We start from the raw sequence: 20,977 nt of genomic DNA on the forward strand, positions 1-20,977 counted from the left end.
CTCTCACGCTCCCGGGGCCGAATAGAAGTCGCGGAGCGACACGGTGAAGTCGTCGCGGCCCTGCTCGTAGTTGATGCAGTACTGGCGGGGGTAGAACCCGACGCTCTTCCACGCGGCAGGCTGGTTGACGGGGAAGCAGCCGTTCGCGTTGGTCCCGGCGGCGAGGCCCGCGAACCACGCCCTGGTGATCATCGGCTCCTCGAACAGGAGGTCTCCGTCCCACCCTCCGTACATGAAGGTGTGCGTGAACGGCTGGCCGTTCCATTCGGGAGAGTCGTCCATGTCCATGAGGTGGTTGCCCATGGCGCCCTCGGCGGCTTCCTTGTGGTCCATGTAGGCGGCCGGCATGTACCGGGCGGGGATTTCCTTGGTGGCCGTGGCGTAGTCGTCGCAGTTGATGACGAGCCCGCAGGGACCGGTACGGATGGCGTCCCGCACCGACTTGGGCTTGAGGTAGAAGTGGAAATCGAAGTGCGGCACGTCGTAGATGCCGGGCAGGCCGTGCCTCTTCGGGTTGTAGTTGGTCAGCACCCACTGGGAGGACAGGCCCGGCGCCGCCGTGGTGGCCGACGGCAGGGCGAGGGGGTGCTCATAGCCGCCGACACATTCGGTGTCCTGGTCCACGCGCCCGTCACCATTGACGTCGTAGCAGTGGTGACGGTCGTTCATGTCGGTGGGCAGCCCCGCCAGCGCATCCCGGGTGAACGTCACCCCGACCGCGTAGGGGGTGCCGTCCTGGTTGGTCTGGGTGTAGGAGCGCAGGTTGCCGTCACCGAGATCCTGGGCAGGGCCGAACGCGGCGCACGGCCCGTCGTACGAGCGGGTGCGCTGCTTCAGGAAGGCCGCGGCGTCGGACGCGACGGCGGTCGTCTTCCCACCGTCCATGCTGTCGGTGACGCACATGACCGTAGGGGGATTGCCTCCGGTCGCGTGCGCGCTGGGGGCGGTGAGCATGCTCGTGGCGATCAGGGCGGTGGCGGCGAAAATGCGGGTGCGGTTCATGAGGCGGCGCTTTCGGTGTCGAGGCGGTGAAAACCACCACCGAGGAAAATCAGCGGCGTGTGCGCGGAGCCGGCGGCACCCAGGGCGACGGCCTCGCCGATCACCTGGACGTGGTCACCGACCGCGTGGTGGTCGTAGTAGCGGCACTCCATCCACCCGGCCCCGGCGAACAGCAAAGCTCCTGTGTGCTCTCCGGTACGGGTAGCGGCGGTGCGCAGGGCACGGTCCCGCTCGGGCCGCCGTCCCGCGAACGTGCGGGCCGTCTCTTCCGCGTCCGCGCCGAGGATGGAGACGGCGAACACGCGTGAGGCCAGTGCATCGGCGAGGAATTCGGAGTCCGCCCGGAAACTCAAGCTCACCAGTTGCGGGGTGAGGGACAGTGAGGCGAGGGAGTTGACGGTGATGGCGTTGTGGCGGCGGGCACCGGACCGTGTGTGGCGGCATGTCGTCGCGACACACACACCGGTGGCGAACTGGCGCATGACGCTGCGCAGGTCGTCAGCCATGGGAAAAACCTCCAGAGCGTGAGCAGGAGGGCAGCCGGGCGCCGGCGGGGGAAGGGGGAGACGGCGCCCGGCTGCGTCTGTGGGAGGGCCTGCGGTCAGCGGTCCTCGGCCCAGCGCCCCCGGGTGAAGCCGTCCAGGTCGTAGTCGCCCATCGCCTTGTCGACCTGTGCGCCGTAGGCGTCGAGCAGCCCCATCGCGTGCGCGGCGTTGGCGGTGTCGAGACGCACCTGGTCGGGGCCGCCCGCGTAGTTCAGCTCATACAGCTCATGACGGCCGCCGAACTCGCTGCCGATCGCGTCCCACGCCAGCTTGAACAGCTTGATCCGCTCCTCCGCGCCTCCGGCCGAGCCCCGGTAGAAACGGTCCAGCAGCGGACGCAACTCGGTGTTCTGCAAGTCCTTGTAGCTGGAGCCGGTCATCAGGAGCGACCCCGCCAGGTGCTCCTCGAAGAAGTCATGGACCCTGCGCCAGGACAGGGGAGCCAGCACCCGGTGGCTGGCGGCGTACTCCAGCTTCGGCAGCACCGTTCCCGCCGGGCCCTCCTCGGGGTCCATGGCCATGGCGGTGGTCATCGCCCACGTCAGATGACGCCACGCGAGGAGTTCGCCCAGCCCGGCCTTGACACCCCTGAAGTCCTGGGTGCCGTTCATGCGGGTGCCCTTGTCGAGGAGGCCCGCCATGAACTCCAGCTTGACCGCCATGCGGACGGCGCCCTGGAAGAAGCCGCGCGACAGCAGGCCAGAGCGGGGGAAGTATTCGTGGATCTTCTCGGTGTCCCGGTAGATCAGCACGTTCTCCCACGGGATGAACGCGTTGTCGAAGACCAGGACCGTGTCGTTCTCGTCGAACCGGCTGGAGAGCGGACTGTCGAACGGCGACGCGGCCTTCTTCTCGTAGGAGGGACGGCAGATCACCTTCAGGCCCGGGGTGTTCATCGGCGCGATGAACGCCAGCGCCATGTCTTCGGCCTTGCCCTTTTGCAGGTTGCCCAGGTGGATCTGGCCCACGAACGCCGCGTTCGTCAGGGCCGAGCCGGTCGCCATCAGCTTGGCGCCCTCCACCACGATGCCGTCATCCCGCTCCTCGACGACGGTGATGAACACGTCCGAGATCTCGTGCGAAGCCCGGTTGCGGTCCACCGGGGGGTTGACGATCGCGTGTGAGACGGCCATGCCCTGCTTGACGTACTTCTCGTACCAGGCTCGCGCGTTGGAGTCGTAAGGGGCGTAGAAGTCCTGGGTGGAGACGAGCCCGGCCATGAAGGAGGCCTTGTAGTCGGGCGTGCGGTTCATGAACCCGTAGCTCATGCGCGCCCAGTGCTCGATCGCGTCCCGAGCCCTGAGCAGTTCCTCGGCCGAGTGCGCGGGGGTGAAGAACCGGTGGACACGGTGGCCGGTGTACCGGTCGACCGTCGTCATCAAGTCCTTCGTCTCCGGCGCGTGCAGCGCGTCATACAGATGCGCGGACGACTTCGCGGCGCCCGCGAACGCCGGATGGGTGGTGACGTCCTTGACCACCTCCCCGTCCACATAGACCTGACGCCCGTCCCGCAGGCTCTCCAGAAAGGAGTCGCCCGTCATCAGCTCGTTGGGTGCCTCATCGGGCGTGGGTACAGCAGACATATCCGGTCCCCTCCGAAAAATCGGCATGCGGAAGAAAGAGGTGCTTTTCCGGGCAGGCCGGAAGGGACAAAAAAGGCTCCTGGCGTCCCCCGTGACGCACTCCTCCCGCAGCAGCGGTCGCCCTCAAGGACGGGTCGAGCCCTCCTTGAGGTGTTCACAAAGCTAACACATCGCGTAAGCGTTGGTAACACTCCCCGACATGGAAAAAGCCCCGCCCAACCCGGACGGGGCCCCTCTGACCTGCGAAAATCTAGGAATCAAGCGACCGCGACAACGCCTGAACCACTTCATCATCCACCGTCACGGTTCCCGACAGCGTTCCCACCAGCGCTCGCGCCAGCACCCCCGCAGCCGCCTGACCCGCATCGCCGTTCTCCTGCGCCTGCCCCGTCACCTTCCCGAGGACCGCGTCACGCACCACCTCGGACACCGCCAGATCCCCGAACAGTTCGGGAAACGACAGCATCATCAGGCACACACCCACGTTCGCCGCAAGAATCGCCTGGCCCGCCACCGCCGGTGCCAGCACCAGCCGCCCCGCCGCCTCGCACCGCCCCAGCACCCCGAGCAGCAACGCCTGAGCCTCCTTGACCGCCTGCGGCTTCGGCTCCCCGTCCGGCGTGAACATCAACCGGTACAGATGCGGATTCTCCAAGGCGAAACGCACGTGACTGTCCCACGCGGTGCGCACATCCGCCACCGGATCCTCCGTCCGGGGGTTCTTTCGCTTGCTGGCCAGAAAACGCTCGAAGCCACGGTCCGCCACCACCGCCATCAGCCCCCGCTTCCCCCCGAACTGCCGGGAAATCTCAGGGGCCCCCACCTGCGCCTTCGCACAAATCGACCGCGTAGAGATCTCCTCCGCGCTCTGCGAAGCAATCAGCTCGGTGGTGGCGGCCAGAATGCGCTCTCTCGCTGTTGACATGAAGCCATGCTAACAGTTCATGTACGAACCGCTAACGCCTCTGACCAGGGAAAATCGCCAACCCACACAAACGGAACCACCGGCACCGTGTACATCCTGCTTACATCCTGTGTTAGCGTCGCCAACACCACAGGGCGCTCATCAGCGCTCCTGCCTTCCACATTCCTTAAAGGGGATCCCCATGGCCACCACCACGCTGCGCCAGCTCAACAACTTCGACGAGACCCCCGCCTCCCTGGCTGACGCCACCGTCATCCTCATCGACTTCCAGAACACCTACACCCACGGCACCATGGAACTGGACGGATGGAAGAACGCCGTCGCCGAAGGCAAGCTCCTCCTTGCCGCAGCCCGCGCCGCAGGTGCCACCGTCATCCACGTCCAGGACAAGGGCTACCAGCCCGACACCGAAGACGGTCAGATCATCGCCGACGTCGCCCCCATCGCCGGAGAAGGCCGCGTCATCAAGTCCGTCCCCAACGCCTTCCACGAGACCGACCTCGCCACCCTCGTCAAGGAAGCCGGACACGAAAACGTCATCCTTGCCGGCTTCATGACGAACATATGCGTCCTGTTCACCGCCCAGGGCGCCTTCCTCAACGGCTTCCGCCCCACGGTCGTCGCCGCGGCCTCCGCCACCCGATCCCTGCCCACCACCGCCGCAGGCCAGGAGCACATCTCCGCCCAGCAGATCCACGACGGCGCACTCGCCACCATCACCGAGCTCTACGGCATCGTCGTCCCCACCGTGAACGACCTCGCCTGACAGCCCCCTGACACCGTCGGGGGAAGCTGGACGGATTCTCCCCCGACGGCCCGCACCACCCATGGCGCCCCGCTCTCCGATCGTTCCGGAGACGGGGCGCTGACCTGACACGCCCGGCACCGGTCACCGAGGCGTTCCGCGCCGCACTCGCGGAATTCACCGCCACTCCCCGCACCTGCGCGACGAGTTGGTCGATGAGGACTGGGGGCGCCGCTTCGGCGGCCCGGTCCGCTCCCGACGGCCCAACGTAATCACCGATGTGGCGACCGTTCACGACAGTCAGGTCGTGCCCGGCATCCGCACCCGCCTGGCGCGTCGCGGGCTGCTGCCCCGCCGAGCATCTGGTCGATCGACGTCGGCTACCCCTGCCTGCCCCATCTGGACAAGGCACCCGTGTCACCAGACCGCCGCCTCCTGATCTCCGCGGAGCGCCCCCGCCCGGCACCACCGCGTCAACGAGGCTTCGCCCGGGACGACTTCCACATCGACCACGCCCGCGAGCAGGTCACCTCGGCTCGCGGCCCCGCTGATCGGGCCCGGTTCACCAAGAGAGCCGGTGATCTGTGACGTTCCGCCACTGGTGGGCTGTAGTGCGGTCCTGGATGCTGGAAACAGAAGTTCATCCATGCTCTGGGAAGGGGCCGGTGGTGAGGATCGGGTCCGCGAAGCCGCCTGAACTTGTCGCTGTCATCGGAGTGGGCATCCTCGGGGCGAGTGTGGGCTGGAACCTCTCCCGGCACGGCGTCAAGGTGGTCTTCATCGACGCCGGACAGCCGGGCGAAGGCGTCACCAACTGGTCCTTCTCATGGGTCAACGCCAGCAACAAGACCGCACGCAGGTCCTACTTCGACCTGAACGTCGCGGGCATGGCAACCTACCGTGAGCTCGCCCGAACCATTGGGCCAGGCTCATGGTGGCATCCCAGCGGTCATCTGCGCTGGGCAGACGATCCAACCGACGAAGCAAAGCTCCTCAAGACGGCCGACCTGCTGACCAGCTGGGACTACCGGGCCGAGGTGTACACGGGGGCCGAGGTACGCCGTCTCCTCGAACCCGCCCTCACGGTGCCCGGCGAGGTTCCCGTCGTCTTCTACCCCGACGAAGCCTGGGTGCACGGACGTCATCTCGTCGGCCAACTGGTCGGCCAGGCCGTCGCATCCGGCGCCGAGCTCAGGTCCAACACCGCACTCTGTGACATCGGTACCGGCGCCGACGGGGGCATCCGGACACTCGCTCTTTCCGATGGGAGCCGGCTCAACGTCGACGCCGTCGTGAACGTAGCGGGCCCCAGCGCCTCACACATCGCCAGCCTCGTTGCGCGGCGCTTGCCGATGCGCCAAGAACCCGGCCTCGTCACCCGGATCGGCTGCGCTCAGGTCCCGGTGCGCCGTGCCATGCACGCCCCTCACATCGAGATCCGCCCTGACGGAGACACGTCGGTGGTCCTCCACAGCCGCGAGATCGACGCACTCATCGACACCGGCGAAGAACCGGCGGAACTCGCACGGCGGCTCCACGAACTGGCGCGGCACGTCGTTCCCGAGCTCACCACCTCCCGCATCGCACAGAAACGGATAGCCGACCGGCCCATCCCCGCCGACGGATTCCCCTCGGTGGGAGCGGTGCCATCTGTGCCGGGCTATTACGAGGCCATCTCCCACAGCGGCATCACGCTCGGGCCGGTGATCGGCCGCCTGCTTGCTTCGGAGATCCTCAGCGGGAAGAGCGATGAGTTGCTTGCGGACTTCCGCCCGGAGCGGTTCTTCCCGTGACGGCCCAAGTGCCGTTGTGGTGAGCGTTCTTGTCTGCGATCGGCGCAAGGCGGCGGGGCGAGACGGATCGTCTGGGGCTGCATCCGGATGCGGATGGGCTGGGGCTGGTTGACCACGTGCACCGGTGACGTGCGCGGCGGCCGGGTGGGGGCAACTCCCGCCCTCACGGCCGGCGGCAGGCCGCGCGTGTCCACGGTCACGTGGCGTTTGCGCCCGTTGATCGACTTTCCGCCTGCGCACCCGCGCGCGTACGCCCCTACCGTTTCGGCTCCCTTCGCGCACTGCGAGTCCAGGATTACGGCGACGAGCAGTCGTGTGGCCTCGTTCGCGCGTGCACGCACGCGCGGGGCGCCACTGGTTCAGGAGGCCTGGTTGCGGGAGTCGGCGACCCGTTGGCGTCGGTAGACCTGGAGTCCGTCTTGCCCCAGGACGGGGCGATCCAGGCACGCGCCGGAGCCCCGGGATGGCGGAAGTCTCCCCCAGCCCCTTCCGGAGGGGTTCCCGACGGTGGTTCCAAGGTCGGGCAAGACCGTTCGTCAGGAGCTTCCGGCATGGAAATTGCAGCTCCTGTCGCCTGGGTCGGAGATTTGTCTCAACCTGCCTCAGGAATCACGCGAAATGCAATACACCCGTCCGTCATCGTGCCCTTCCGTACCTTCCCTCTGGTCCTTTCGGGCAGAACGCTCGGTCAGCGCATGGCCGGGTGACGCACCCGCACGAACGACCATTGACAGACTCAGAAGCACTGATCAATTATCTCCACCACCGCTCGGGAAATCGGCTCAGGACAGCAGCACAGCCGAGCGATCGCCCGCGTATGGCAGATCGGACCATGCTCCGGGTCTTCCCCTGGGATCCCCCAACTCCCGCAGCACTTCCAGTGATTAGTTCAGTTTATTCAGTGCCTGGCGGCGACGCGTCGAGAGTCGACAGATCCCGCTGAGACATATATCCAGTCCCGGCTGTTGAAGGCATCCCACAGAGGGGAAGAGCTGGCTTTGCCCGCGAACCAAGAATTGCGTCATTCCGCCCCGGAACCGACCGGCACCAGATCGTCGGAGCCCAGACCCGTGCCGCTCGTCGTCCGGACCGCTCCCCTGGCGCTGTCCTTCGCGCAGCAGCGGTTGTGGGTCCTGGCGCAGATGCAGGGTGCGAGCGAGGCCTACCACATGCCCATGGCAGTGGAGCTGCGCGGCGCGTTGGACCGCCCAGCGCTGGGCAGGGCGCTGGACGCGCTCACCGCCCGTCACGAGGTACTGCGCACCCGGCTGGTCTCTGTGGCCGGCGTGCCCTTCCAGCGGGTCGACCCCGCCGACGCGGGCTTTCCCCTCGCGCTCGCGGATCTCACCGGGGCACCCGACGCGCGGGAGCAACTCGCCGTGCTCCAGCGGGAGGAGACCGCAGCGCCCTTCGACCTGGAGCGCGGGCCTCTGGCGCGCGGACGCCTGGTGATGCTGGATGCCGAACGGCACGTCCTGTTCCTGACCCTTCATCACACTGTTGCCGACGGCTGGTCGATGTCCGTCCTTAACCGGGAACTCGGGGCGCTGTATGCCGCGTTCACGGCAGGTTCCGACGACCCGCTGCCCGCGCTGCCCGTCCAGTACGCCGACTACGCGGCCTGGCAGCGGCAGTGGCTCTCCGAAGGCGATGCGGAGCGACAGAGAGCCCACTGGCGGAAAACCCTCGTGGATGTCCCCTCACTCCTCGAACTGCCCACGGACCGAACGCGTCCCGCCGAACAGGACTACCGGGGCGCGCAGGTGCCCGTCACCCTCGACGAAGAGCTCACCGCCGCGCTGCGGGCGCTGGGCAAGCAGAACGGCAGCAGCCTGTTCAAGACCGTGCTGACGGGCTGGGCGCTGACCCTTTCGCGGCTGGCGGGCACAGAGGACGTGGTGATCGGGGCACCGGCGGCCAACCGGACCCGCCCCGAACTCGAAGGCCTCATCGGCTTCTTCGTGAACACCGTCGCGCTGCGCGTCGACCTGTCGGGCGAGCCGACGGTGGCCGACCTGGTGCGCAGAACGGATGCGGCCGTGCTCTCGGCGCTCCAGCACCAGGACCTGCCCTTCGAGCAGGTCGTCGAGGCGGTGAACCCACCCAGGAACCTCGGGCACACCCCCCTGTTCCAGGCGATGCTGGCCTGGCAGACCGCCACCGCGGAGACGTTGGAGCTGCCCGGCGTCGAGAGCGTGCCGCTGGAGTTCCCGCGCTTCACCGCCGCGTTCGACCTGACGCTCTGCCTCACGGCGCGCGACGGCCGCGTCACGGGGGAGCTCGACTACGCGACCGCGCTCTTCGACGCGGCGACCGCCGAGCGCCACGTACGCCAACTGCTGCACGTCCTGCGGCAGATGGCCGCCGACCCGCAGCAGCCCGTCACCGCCCTGACCCTCCTGGACGAGCGGGAACTCCATCAGGTCCTGGTAGAGTTCAACGACACCGCGCTGGCGCCGACCCTGACCGGCCTCGTGGAGCGGTTCGAAGCGCAGGTGCGCGAGCGGCCCGGCCAGGTTGCCGTGGTCCACGAGGGCGAGCGGCTGGACTACGCGACGCTCGACCGCCGCGCCAACCGCGTCGCCCAGGCCCTGATCGCCCGCGGCGTGGGCACCGACCGGGTCGTGGGGCTGCACATGAGCCTCTCGGTCGACCTGGTGGTCGGCATACTCGGCGTACTCAAGGCGAGCGGCGCATACCTGCCGCTCGACCCCGCCCTCCCCCGCACACGCCTCATGGACATGGTCGCCGACTCAGAGGCCGTGCTGGTCCTCAGCGACACGGACGGCGGCCCCGCGCCGAGCGCGACGCCCCAGGACGACAAGGCGCCGTCAACTCCCTGGCTGCGGCTCGCCTCCGTGGAGGCCGACGCCCCGCGCGGCGACGCGCCCGGCACGCCCTACCGGCCGGACGACCTCGCGTACGTCATCTACACCTCGGGGTCGACCGGCCGCCCCAAGGGCGTCGCCGCCACCCACCGGGGCATCCTCAACCTGCTGGACTACTGGAGCGACGCCTTCGGTACGACGCCGGGGCTGCCGTCCGCGATGTGGCCGAGCTTCTCGTTCGACGCCTCGGTGCAGGAGTTCCTGCTGCCACTCACCACGGGCGGCGTGCTCCAGCTCGTACCGCAGGACGTGCGCGACGATCCCGAGACGCTGACCGCCTGGATGCGCGAGCACCGCATCGTGGACATCCTGCTGCCGCCCTCCTTCGTACGGTGGATCTGCGAGGCCCCCGAGGAGCGGCTGGCCGGTCTCGCGCTGCGCTGCGTCCGCACGGGCCTGGAGCCGCTGCCCGAGGACGCGCTGCACCGCATGGAGCAGGCTCTGCCAGGGCTGCGGGTGCTCAACGGTTACGGACCCACCGAGACCGCGCTGTACTGCACCGCCCACCTCCGCCCGCGGCCCCTGGCACGCCAGGCGCCGATCGGCCGCCCGGTCGCCAACACCCGGACCTATGTGCTGGACGAGCGGCTGCGGCCGGTGCCGATCGGCGTCGCGGGCGAGTTGTACATCGCGGGCTCCGGCTTGGCCCGCGGCTATCTGAACCGGCCGGACCTGACCGCCGAGCGGTTCGTTCCCGACCCCTTCGTGCCCGGCGCGCGCATGTACCGCAGCGGCGACATCGCCCGCTGGCTGCCCGACGGCCAGTTGCTCTACGTCGGCCGCCGCGACCACCAGGTCAAGCTGCACGGCTTCCGGATCGAGTTGGGCGAGATCGAGGCGACGCTCCTCGAACAGCAGGGTGTGAGCGAGGCCGCGGTCCTCGCCGACCGCGACGCCGCGGGTGAACCGCGGCTGGTGGCCGCCGTCGGGGTGGGCGGCGCGGCGCCCCGGCCGGTGGCCGAGTGGCGGGCCGCGCTCGCCCTGCGCCTGCCGGGCCACATGATCCCCGCGGTCTTCGTCGAGCTGCCGAGGCTGCCGGTCACCGACAACGGGAAGCTGGACCGCGCGGCGCTTCTGGCGCTGGCGCACACCAGCCTCCCCGCCCAGGTGAACCAGGCGACTCCGCGCGACCACATCGAGCTGAAGCTCTATCAGATATGGCAAGGGCTGCTGCTGCGGCCAGAGATCGGCATCCGCGACGACTTCTTCGACATCGGCGGCACCTCCATCTCCGCCATCAAACTGGCCCACGCGGTCCGGAAGGCGTTCGGCGAGGCCCTGTCGGTCCGCGACGTCCTGCTGCATCCGACCATCGAGGGCCTGGGCGGACGGCTGCGCCGGGGCGCGTCGGGCCCACCGCCGGGCAACCTCCTGGACTTCCGCGCGGGCGACGGGGGCGCCAGGGTCGTCTGCGTCCATCCGGCGGGCGGCACCGCCTTCTGCTACCTGTCGCTGGCCAAGGCACTGCCGCACTCCGTAGGCGTCCACGGCATCCAGTCGCCGGGCGTCAACCCCGGCGAATCCTTCCTGCCCACGGTCGAGGCCATGGCCGCCGCGTACCTGGAGCTCATCACCCCGCTGCTCGACGCACCGCTCGTCCTGACGGGTCTCTCGTACGGCGGCCTGGTCGCACACGAGATGGGGCGCCGCCTCGCCGCGGCAGGACACGACCGAGTGAGCGTGGTGCTGCTCGACACGCAGGGCACCGACGATCCCGGGCGCTGCGCCGCCGTCGCGCCGGTGGACATGGCGGAGTTCCGCGACAAGCTGGTCAAGTTCAACGGGATGTACCCCGGCATCGACGACCGGCAGATCGAGCAGTACTTCCACATCTACAACCACAACCGGCGCACGGCCGCCTCCTACGTGCCGGCACCATCCCCCGCGCGCACGGTCCTGATGCAGGCCGTCGAGGGCGCGCCAGGTCCCCTGCTGGAGGAGGTGCGGGACTTCTGGCACCGCCGCGCCGAAGGCGACTACCTCGTGGAGCCGGTGCGGTGCGACCACTGGGAGATGCTGGAGTCCGAAGCAGTGCCGCGGGTGGCCGCGACGATCGAGGCAGAGCTGACGCACCTGGCCGGGCCCCGCCCGCTGCCGACCACCGCACCGACCGCCGGTACCGGCTCCGCACGGGAGAACTGATGGGCGCCGCACCGCACTTCCCCTCCCCCGGCCTCGCCGCCGCCGTACTCGAGCGGGCTCGCCGCCACCCGTCGGCCCCCGCACTCATCGACGGCGAGCACGCCCTGGACTACGCACACCTCGACACCGCGAGCGCGGCCGTCGCCGACGCGCTGCACCGGCACGGTGTGCGGCCCGGCCAGGCAGTCGCCGTCTGCCTGCCGCGCTCCTGGCAGCTGGTCTGCACCATGCTCGGCATCCTGCGCCTGGGCGCGGTGGTCGTTCCCCTGGACGCGCAGAGCCCACCCGAGCGGCGCCACCACATCCTGACCGACTCGGCGAGCGTGGCAGTGCTCCACGGCGCCGCGGCACCGGACGGACTTCCCAGGGACATACGGCCTCTGCCGGTCGACGAGCTCCTCTCCGGCGGGGCGGGCTCGCCCGCGCCGGATCCGCACACCGTGGCGAAGGGCGCCGCACCGGTCTCCTTCGTCTTCTACACCTCGGGCACGACAGGACAGCCCAAGGGCGTCGAGGTGCGGGACGCGGGAATCATGCGCCTCGCCCGCCCCGGGTACATGGACCTTCGCGAAGGCGCCCGCTACTCGTGCCTGTCCAACCCTGCCTTCGACGCGCTCAGTTTCGAGGTCTGGGTGCCGCTGCTGACCGGCGGCTGCTGTGTGATCGTCGATGACGAAACGGCGCATACACCCGACGTACTGGCAGCCGAACTGGAGCGGCTGCGCATCGACACCCTCTTCGTCACCGTCGCGCTGTTCAACGCGGTGGTCGACCAGGTGCCGCACTGCTTCGCGGGCATCGGCCAGGTGCTGGTGGGCGGTGAGCAGCTGAACGCCCGGCTGATCCGCCGCTGGTACCGGTCCAACGCCACCAGCACCACCCAGCTCTACAACGTCTACGGCCCCACGGAAACCACCACGTTCGCGCTGTGCCACCCCGTCCCCCGGGACTTCGCGGGCGATGTGGTGCCCATCGGGCGGGCGCTGCCGGGGACCGAGGCCCTCGCCCTGGTCGAAGGGCACCGGCCTGCCGGGCCCGGCGAGACCGCCGAACTGTACCTGGCGGGCGAGGCGTTGGCCGCCGGCTACCGCAACCTCCCCGAGGAGACCGCGCACCGCTTCGTCACCCTGGAGCGGCCCGACGGCACACCGGTGCGCCACTACCGCACCGGCGACCTGGTCCGGCTCGACGCCGCAGGGCACGTCGAATACGTCGGGCGCGCCGACCGCCAGGTCAAGGTGCGCGGCTTCCGCATCGAACCGGGCGAGCTGGAACGCCGGATCGTGACACACCCCGCGGTACGCCAGGCGTACGTCTGCACCCGCCGCGACGCGAACGGCGTCAACGAACTGCTCGCCTACCTGATCCTCGGGGCCGAGCTGTCCTTCGACGACTTCCACCGGCACCTGGACGCCGCACTGCCCGCGTACATGCACCCCCACCGGACCTACCTGGTCGACGGGTTCCCCCGCAACGCCAACGGCAAGATCGACCGGGATGCCCTGCTGCGGCACGACGTCGCCCCGTGGCGGCGTGCCGGAGCCGCCCGGGCCGATGCCGTCCTCACCGCCCGGCAGCGGGAGGTTCTCGCCCTCGTGGAACGGACCCTGGGGACCGAGGGCCTGTGCCTCGCCGACCGCTGGATCGCCTGCGGCGGGGACTCGCTCAAGGCGCTGCGGCTCCGCTTCGAGGCACGCCGTCTCTGGGGCTGCGAACTGTCCGCGTCCCTGGTCCTGCGGAGCGACTTCGCCGAGCTGGCCGCAGCGACGGAGGCGACCGCCTCCCCCTACCCCGATGTGCCCGCACCGGCGCCGGCCGACGCGGCGGGTCCGCGCACCGCGCCCGCCACCTCCGAGCAGCAGCGGCTGTGGCTGCTGCAGCAGCGCGATCCGGCGTCCCGCACGTACAGCGTGCCGATGGTCTTCCGCGTCGACGGCACTGCCGACAGCACCGCGCTGCGCGACGCGCTGCGACGCCTCGTGGCCCGCCACCCGGCGCTGCGCACCTCCTATACCGCCACGCCCGAGGGCCTGCTGCAGACGGTGAACGAACCGTACGACCCGTGGACCGAGCCTCCCGCTCTGGCCCTCCGCGACGCGGCAGCCCAAAGGGCCTTCATCGACGGGCTGTTCGCCATGCCCTTCGACCTGGCACAGCCCCGGTTGTTCCAGGCATGCTGGCTGCCCCGTGCGGGCGGCGGCGACCTGTACCTGCGCATGCATCACATCGCGGTCGACGGCTGGTCGCTCAACGTGCTGTTCGGCGAGCTGTCGGCCGACTACGCGGCAGCCGTCGGCCGCGCGCGCCCGGCGACCACCCCCGTGGTGCCGACGCCGCTCGACTACGCCCACTGGCAGTCCGAGTGGTTCAACCGCGACGCCTACCGCGCCCAGCGGTCCGAACTGGCGTCCCTGTACGCCGACTTGGAGCACGACCCGACCGGCGCGGCCGAAGCGGCACCTCTGGAGCCGGTCCACCCGTCGGACGGCCCCGCGGGGCGGCTGCACCACACGTCCCTCGACACGGGCCGCCGCACCGCGCTCGACCGGCTCTGTGCCGACCTCGGTCTCACCCGCTTCCAACTCCTCCTGGGCGTCTACGCCTGGAGCCTGTACGGGGTGACGGGCCTCACCCGGCCACGGATCGCCGCGCCGGTGGCCAACCGGCCCGTGCAGGACTTCGAGTCCACCGTCGGCATGTTCGCGAACACCGTGCTGCTCCCCCTGGGCCTGGCCCCGCGTGAGCCCCTGCGCTCCCAGCTCCTGCGGTACGGCGCCGCCACGCAGGCGGTCCTGGACCGTCAGGACGTGGTGCTCGCCGACGTCCTCGCCGACCTGCCGGGCCCTGCGGGCAGCACACCGTTCGACTTCCTGTTCGTCCTGGAGAACACCGACTTCGACACGCTGGAGCTGCCCGGCTGCGACGTCCGTCCGCAGTGGCGGGCACCGCTCGACGCGAAGTGTCCTCTGACCCTGACGGTGGTGGAGCGAGCGACGGGCTTCGACTGCCTGTGGGAGTACGACGCCCGCCACTTCGACGCCGCCGACATGGCCTCGCTGGCCGAGCTGTTCGAGCAGGGCATCGAGGCGCTCGCCGACGGTGTCGATCGCCCACTGTCCGAGCTGGTGGCACCGTTGCGCCGCCGGCTGCCCGAGCCGGGGTGCGCCGACCCGGCACCCCTCGCGCACGCCACCGTGGCCGAGGGCTTCGCCCTCCAGGTCCTGCGCACACCCGACGCGCCCGCACTGGTGCACGCGGGCCGCACCCTCACCTACACCCAACTGGACGCGTGGGCCGCGGCGTTCGCCGCCGAGCTGCATAGAATCCACCCACAGGTGCCGGGAGACAGCGGCCCCCGCTGTGTCGCGCTGTACCTCCAGCCGTCGGCCGAGCACGTGGTGGCGCTGCTCGCCCTGGCCCGGCTGAACCTGACCGTGGTGCCGCTCGACCCCGCCTATCCGCAGGAACTGCTGCGCCAGATCCTGGCCCAAGTGGAGCCCCTGTGCGTGCTGGTGGCACCTCAGGACGCGGACGCTCTCGGCGCCATCGCTCCGGGCGGCCTGCCGCGCCACCACATCCCCTCGGTGGACCACCTTCCGGCCGCCGCCCCCGCGCTGCCGCCGCACGACGGCCGGCGTCCGCTGTACACGCTGTTCACCTCGGGCTCCACCGGCACTCCCAAGGGCGTCCAGGTGTCCGACCGGACACTGTGCAACCTGCTGCAATGGCAGCGCGACGCAGGCGGCCTGCGGGCCCCCGCCGTCACCCAGCAGTTCTCCATGCTGTCCTTCGACGTCTCCTTCCAGGAGATCTTCACCACGCTGTGCGGCGGCGGCACGCTGCACCTGGTGCACCCGCGATGGCGCCACGACGCGCCCGCTCTGCTCGACCAGCTCGAAGCGGCCGGTACCGAGCGCCTGTTCCTGCCGTACGTGGCCCTGAATCTGCTCGCCGAGCACGGCGTGCGGCTCGGCCGCTACCCTTCCCGGCTGCGCGAAGTGGTCACCGCGGGCGAGCAGCTGCTGTGCACCGACGCCATCCGCCGCTGGTTCGCCGGGCTGCCCGGCGCCCGCCTGTTCAACCACTACGGGCCGACCGAGACCCACGTCGTCAGCGGCCTCTGTCTGGAGGGCGACCCGGCGAACTGGCCGGAGCGCCCGGCCATCGGCAGACCGGTGACGGCTGCCCGGCTCCGGGTGGTCGACGAGGCGGACGAGCCCGTACCCCCGGGCCGCACCGGCCACCTGCTCATCGGCGGCCCGATGGCCGCGCCCTGCTATCTGGGCGACGCGCGGCTCAACACGGAGCGCTTCGTCGAACTGCCGGGCCTCGGAACCTTCTACCGCAGCGGCGACCTGGCCCGTTTCGACCGGGACGGCCTGCTGCACTACCAGGGCCGCGACGACCAGCAGATCAAGCTGAGCGGCCACCGCCTGGAGCTGGGCCAGGTCGAGGCGGCGCTGCTGCGCCACCCCGACGTCGTCAACGCGGTGGTGGTACGGGACGGCGAACGGCTCGTGGCCTGCCTGGAGTTCCGCGCGGGAATCACGGCCCAGGACCCGGTCCCGGGGCCCACCGGCACGGAGCTGACGCGCCATCTGGCGCCACTGCTGCCGCCGTACGTACGGATCGACCGCTTCCGGCGCGTGGCTCGGCTGCCGCTCACACCGAGCGGCAAACTGGACCGCCGCGCGGCCCTGACCGCGCCCGGTGACGAACTGCGGTCGCCCAGCGCCGTCTCCGAAGACCCGCTGGTCCTGTCGCCGCGGGAAGCCCTGTTGACCGAACTGCTCGACGAGGTGCTCGGCCGGACCGTCGCACCCGATGAGCGGTTCTTCGACGCGGGCGCCTCCAGCCTCGATCTGATGCGCTTCCAGCTGCGCTGCACCGCCGAGCCCGATCTGCACTTCACCGTCCCCGACCTGTTCGAGCACGTCACCATCCGCCGCCTCGCCAGGTTCCTGGACGGTGCGCGGCGCACGACCGGCACGGTCCGGCCTAAGCAGGCCGCGGCGGACGAACCGATCGCCGTCGTCGGCATGGCCGTACGGCTGCCGGGGGCCGACGACCTCGCCTCCTTCTGGGAGATGGTGCGGACCGGAAAACGCGGCGTGGAGCACTTCGAAGCGGCCGATGGACTGGTCGGCGCCCGCAGTCAGATGTCGGGGCTCCTCTCCTTCGACCCCGAGCACTTCGGCATCAGCCGCCAAGAGGCACGGCTGATGGATCCACAGCAACGCCATCTGCTCATGAGTTCCGTCCAGGCGTTGGCCCACGCCGGGATCGCGGACCCGTCCGGGCAGCGCATCGGGCTCGTCGCCGGCTGCGGGGAGAACACCTACTTCCAGTCCCTGCTGCGCGAGGCCGACCCGGAGCAACTGCCGGACGGCTTCCAGCTGGCGCTCCACCACGACAAGGACTTCCTCACCACCAAGGTCGCCTACCACCTCGATCTGACGGGCCCCGCGTTCACCGTGCAGGCGGCGTGCGCCAGTTCACTGGTGGCCGTGCACGTCGCGGCGGGGTTGCTGCGCCAGGGCGAGGCCGAGGTCATGCTGGCGGGCGGGGTACTCGTCGACACGCTGCTGACGGGCGGCTACGCCTACCGCCCTCAGCACATCTTCTCCAAGGACGGTCACTGCCGACCGTTCAGTGACGACGCCGACGGCACGATCGGCGCCAGCGGTGTCGGGGTGGTGGTGCTCAAGCCGCTGCGCCTGGCGCGGCGTGACGGCGACACCGTGTACGCGGTGGTCACGGGATCGGCCCTCAACAACGACGGTGCGGGCAAGCTCAGTTACAGCGCGCCCTCGCTTCCGGGCCAGCGCGAGGTGATCCGCGCCGCGCTGCGCCGCAGTGGCCGCGACAGCGCCGACTTGGGATACGTCGAGGCGCACGGCACGGGCACCCGGCTCGGCGATCCGGTCGAGGTGGGCGCGCTGCGCCAGGCGTTCGACCTGGCGGAGGCCGACCGGTGCGCGCTGACCTCGGTGAAGAGCCAGATAGGCCATCTGGGAGCCGCGGCGGGAGTGGTGGGTCTCGTACGGGCCTCGCTCGCCGTCCACCACGGGCTGATCCCGCCCAACGTCGGCTTCCGCACGCTCAATGCGCAGATCGGCACCGACACGGCGCCGTTCTTCGTCCCGGCCACGGCCAGACCCTGGCCCGCGGGACGGCCCCGGGTGGCCGCGGTGAGCAGCTTCGGCATCGGCGGCACCAACGCTCATCTGGTGCTCGAAGCAGACGGGGCACAGGAGCAGAAGCACTCCGGACTCCCCCTCATGTCCTGCCTGTTGCTCTCCAGCACCAGCGCGGCCGGGCTGCGCGCCGACGCCGCCCGCATCGCCGACTATCTTCAGGCACGGCCCGAGGCCTACCCCCTGGTGCTCCGCCATCTGCAGGCGGGGCGGCCCGCACGCCGCCTGCGGGCCGCGGCGGTCTGCGCCGAAGCGTCCGCAGCGGTGGATTGGCTGCGTACGGTGTCCGGTGTCGAGGTGGCGGCGTGCGGGGAGGAGTGCCGCGCCGTGGAGCACACGGCCGGTGAGGTGGTGACCGCATGGCTGTCCGGCCGGGCGGTCCGCTGGCCCGACGGGCCAGCGCAGGCCCCCTGGGACTTCCCGCCGCCGACCTTCGCGCTCGCCGAGTACGACTTCGAGCGCGCCCCGGCCCGGACCAAGGACGCGGGAGAGCCCCAGCGTCTGCCCGAGACCGACTGGCTGCACCAGCCGCACTGGGTCCGGTTGAGCCGTGCCGTCACCGCGGCCGGGCCACGAAGATCGGGAGTGCTGGTGGCGATGACCGCCGCCCCGCTGCCGCCTGACGCCCTGGCCCCCTTCGACGCGGCCTACGACCAGGTGGTAAGCGTCAGCGCCGGCAACGCCTTCACCCGACTGTCCGACCACGTCTACGAGGTGGACCCGGCCGACCCCAACTCGCTACGGGAGCTGCTCGACGCTCTGGTCCCCGCGTCGGCCGACGCGCACGAGGTCGGCGTCGACTGGCTGCACGCCCTTCCGCTGGCGGTCGACGGGCCGATCGGCGAGGAGGCGCTGGAGCGCGCCCGCTGGGCCTGCCTGGACACCCCGGCCGCCCTGCTGCGGGCGGTCGGCGAGCTGTCGCGGCCGGTTCGGCTGCGGACCTGGTGGCTCTCGTACGGAGCGCAGCCTGTCGAAGGCGTCGTACGGCGGCCGGAGTTGGGGCTGCTCGCGGGCGCGGGAGAAGTGGCACCACAGGAATGTGACCTCGCAGGACACTGGGTGGACTTGCCCGCACCGGGCCCGGCCGACTGGAGTGCGGCGCTGGCGGCGCTGCTGTGCGGGGCTGACGGTGCGGCGCAACCGCCCCGGCGCCTCGCGCTGCGGCAGGGCTACTGGTGGCGGCAGGCGCTGCTGCCGGTTCCCGCTCCTGCCGCGACGACGCCCTGCGCGCTGCCCGCTGCCCCGGCCACGTACCTGGTCATCGGCGGCACGGGAGGCATCGGTCGCTCCCTGGCCGCGTGGCTCCTCGCGCAGCCCCGTTCCCGGGTCGTCCTGCTGTCCCGCGGTGCGCGGCTGCCCGTCGACCTGGCGCAGTGGCCGGACCGCGTCGAGCTGGTCGAGGCCGATCTGGCCGAGGAAGCGCTCGACGCGATCCTCGCCCGGATCGCCTCGCACACGAGAGGCTCCAGCGGGATCGACGGCGTGGTGCACGCCGCGGGCTCCGCGGGCGGCGGGCTGATCTCCCGGCGCGACAGCGGGGCGATGCGGCGGGCCACGGCTGCCAAGCTGCGTGGCGCGCTGCTGGTAGAGCGGCTGATCGAGGACTACCGGCCGGGCTTCGCGGCGTACTGCTCCTCAATGTCCGCGCAGTACGGCGGGGTCGGCCAGTTCGACTACGCGGCCGCGAACGGCCTGCTGGACGGCTTCGCCCGGTACCGCCCGGACGCCACCGCCACCACCCTGCGGATCGGCATCGGCTGGGACATCTGGAGCGAGGTCGGCATGGCCCGCAACGCCCTGAGTTCGGACGCCCGCCACCAGAGACACCTCACCGTCGGTCTTGCGGTCAAGGAGGGCCAGCGGCTGTTCGAGCGGGCGCTGCAGCTCCAGCTACCGCACCTTCTGGTGTCCACCACCGACATCGAGCGGGCCCGCGACTTCTACGCCCCGTCGGGGCCGCCGAGCGCGGTGCCGCGCACACGGGACGGGCAGGAGGCGGCACCACCGGAAGCGCTCGCCGCCCGTCTCAGCGACTGGCTGTGCGGTTGGCTGGGGCTTGACGAGATCGACCCGGCGGTCTCGCTGTACGACCACGGTGTCGACTCGCTGACCATGCTCGACCTCGTCGCCAAGGTCGAGCAGCATCACGGCGTCGTCCTCGAACTCGCCCAGCTGGGCCATCGCATCAGCCTCAACGGTGTGCTGGCCCTCGCCGAGAAGGCCGGGGCCGTCGGTCCCGATGCGGCTCCCCCGGCGGACCAGGTGCCCATCGAGGTGTGGCAGGAGGGCACCGGGAGCGATGTGGTGTGCCTGATCCATCCGGTCGGTGGTGACGTCCAGGCGTACCGTGCGCTCGTGTCGGTCCTCGACCCGCACCTCACGGTCTGTCTGATCGCCGACCCCGCGCTGCAGGGCCCCGACCGGCCTTCCTGGTCGCTGGCCGAGCGAGCCCGTCACTACCACGCCGCGCTGCGTGTGCGTTTTCCGCAGGGTTCCTGGCGCTGGCACCTCGCGGGCTGGTCGTTCGGCGCCTGGGTGGCACACGCCGTAGCGGCCGAGGCGGAGGGGGCCGGCCACCCGGCTGCCCAGCTCCACTTGCTCGACCCACCGCCGCCGGACGCCGCGCCGCACTTCCTGGCGTACGACGAGGCGCGGTACGCGGCGGTCTTCGCGCACGAGCTGAGCCAGGGCGGCACCGGACAGGACGGCCCGGAAGGGGGCGGCCGCACCGGGACCGGACCGAGCCCGCAGGCGCAGGCGTACGCCGAACGTCTCGCGCGCTGCTGCCGCGCCAACGTCGCCGCCATGGCACACCACCAGCCGCCCCGGCTCACCCGCACGCCTGGCCGCCTGTGGCTCGCGACCCGCCCGGTGGACGGCCTGCCGGTGCTGGGCTCCCCGGAGGTGCAACGGCGGCTGTGGCAGGAGCGGTTGCCGCTGCTCGACGGCTTTCACGAGCTCGACACCACGCACTACGGCGTCGTCAGGGCTCCGTGGGTCCGGGCGGTGGCCGACGCCGTCAACACCGCGACCAAGACGGCCACCGAGCCCCGCTGAGAGAGCCTCATGCCCCCGTCGATCCCTGCCACCGCGCCAGAAGGCACCACGATGCGTCATCGGAACGTGCGGATACGGATGCCGGAGCAGGTGGGGGCAG

General features: G+C 70.6%; 8 protein-coding genes. 4 read left to right on the top strand and 4 right to left on the bottom strand.

The genetic code is table 11. The features are described from left to right. Nucleotides 1-3: 3 nt before the first annotated feature. The 4 genes from AC07F3_RS34050 to AC07F3_RS34065 form a co-directional block, all read right to left on the bottom strand. Nucleotides 4-1,002, bottom strand: a complete 999-nt coding sequence (locus AC07F3_RS34050; protein WP_479118436.1) for a hypothetical protein — start codon at nt 1,000-1,002, stop codon at nt 4-6. Next, on the bottom strand, nt 999-1,508 hold the full coding sequence (locus tag AC07F3_RS34055) for a flavin reductase family protein (protein ID WP_479118437.1): 510 nt from the start codon (nt 1,506-1,508) through the stop codon (nt 999-1,001). The genes AC07F3_RS34050 and AC07F3_RS34055 overlap by 4 nt, the downstream gene beginning before the upstream one ends. Before the next feature lie 95 nt (nt 1,509-1,603). After that, entirely contained in the window at nt 1,604-3,130 is a 1,527-nt protein-coding gene (locus tag AC07F3_RS34060) for a 4-hydroxyphenylacetate 3-hydroxylase family protein (protein WP_479118438.1), read from the bottom strand. Between the two features lie 250 nt (nt 3,131-3,380). Then, complete coding sequence (locus tag AC07F3_RS34065; RefSeq protein ID WP_479118439.1) at nt 3,381-4,055, bottom strand: TetR/AcrR family transcriptional regulator; 675 nt, start codon at nt 4,053-4,055, stop codon at nt 3,381-3,383. A gap of 181 nt (nt 4,056-4,236) precedes the next feature. Here AC07F3_RS34065 and AC07F3_RS34070 point away from each other — a divergent pair, with 181 nt between their 5' ends. The 4 genes from AC07F3_RS34070 (at nt 4,237) to AC07F3_RS34085 (ending at nt 20,877) form a co-directional block, all read left to right on the top strand. Then, nucleotides 4,237-4,821 (top strand): isochorismatase family protein, encoded by a 585-nt coding sequence (locus AC07F3_RS34070; protein WP_479118440.1) that lies wholly within the window; start codon nt 4,237-4,239, stop codon nt 4,819-4,821. 602 nt (nt 4,822-5,423) lie between these two features. Beyond that, the gene (locus tag AC07F3_RS34075) at nt 5,424-6,593 is read left to right on the top strand and encodes an NAD(P)/FAD-dependent oxidoreductase (protein WP_479118441.1); all 1,170 of its coding nucleotides are present in this window, start codon (nt 5,424-5,426) and stop codon (nt 6,591-6,593) included. A gap of 1,070 nt (nt 6,594-7,663) precedes the next feature. Beyond that, nucleotides 7,664-11,623 (top strand): non-ribosomal peptide synthetase, encoded by a 3,960-nt coding sequence (locus AC07F3_RS34080; RefSeq protein ID WP_479118443.1) that lies wholly within the window; start codon nt 7,664-7,666, stop codon nt 11,621-11,623. Then, nucleotides 11,623-20,877: an amino acid adenylation domain-containing protein gene (locus tag AC07F3_RS34085; RefSeq protein ID WP_479118444.1), complete on the top strand. Its 9,255-nt coding sequence runs from the start codon at nt 11,623-11,625 to the stop codon at nt 20,875-20,877. Before AC07F3_RS34080 ends, AC07F3_RS34085 begins: the two co-directional genes overlap by 1 nt. The last annotated feature ends 100 nt before the right edge of the window (nt 20,878-20,977 follow it).

This window comes from Streptomyces sp. NPDC045846 (assembly GCF_056431605.1).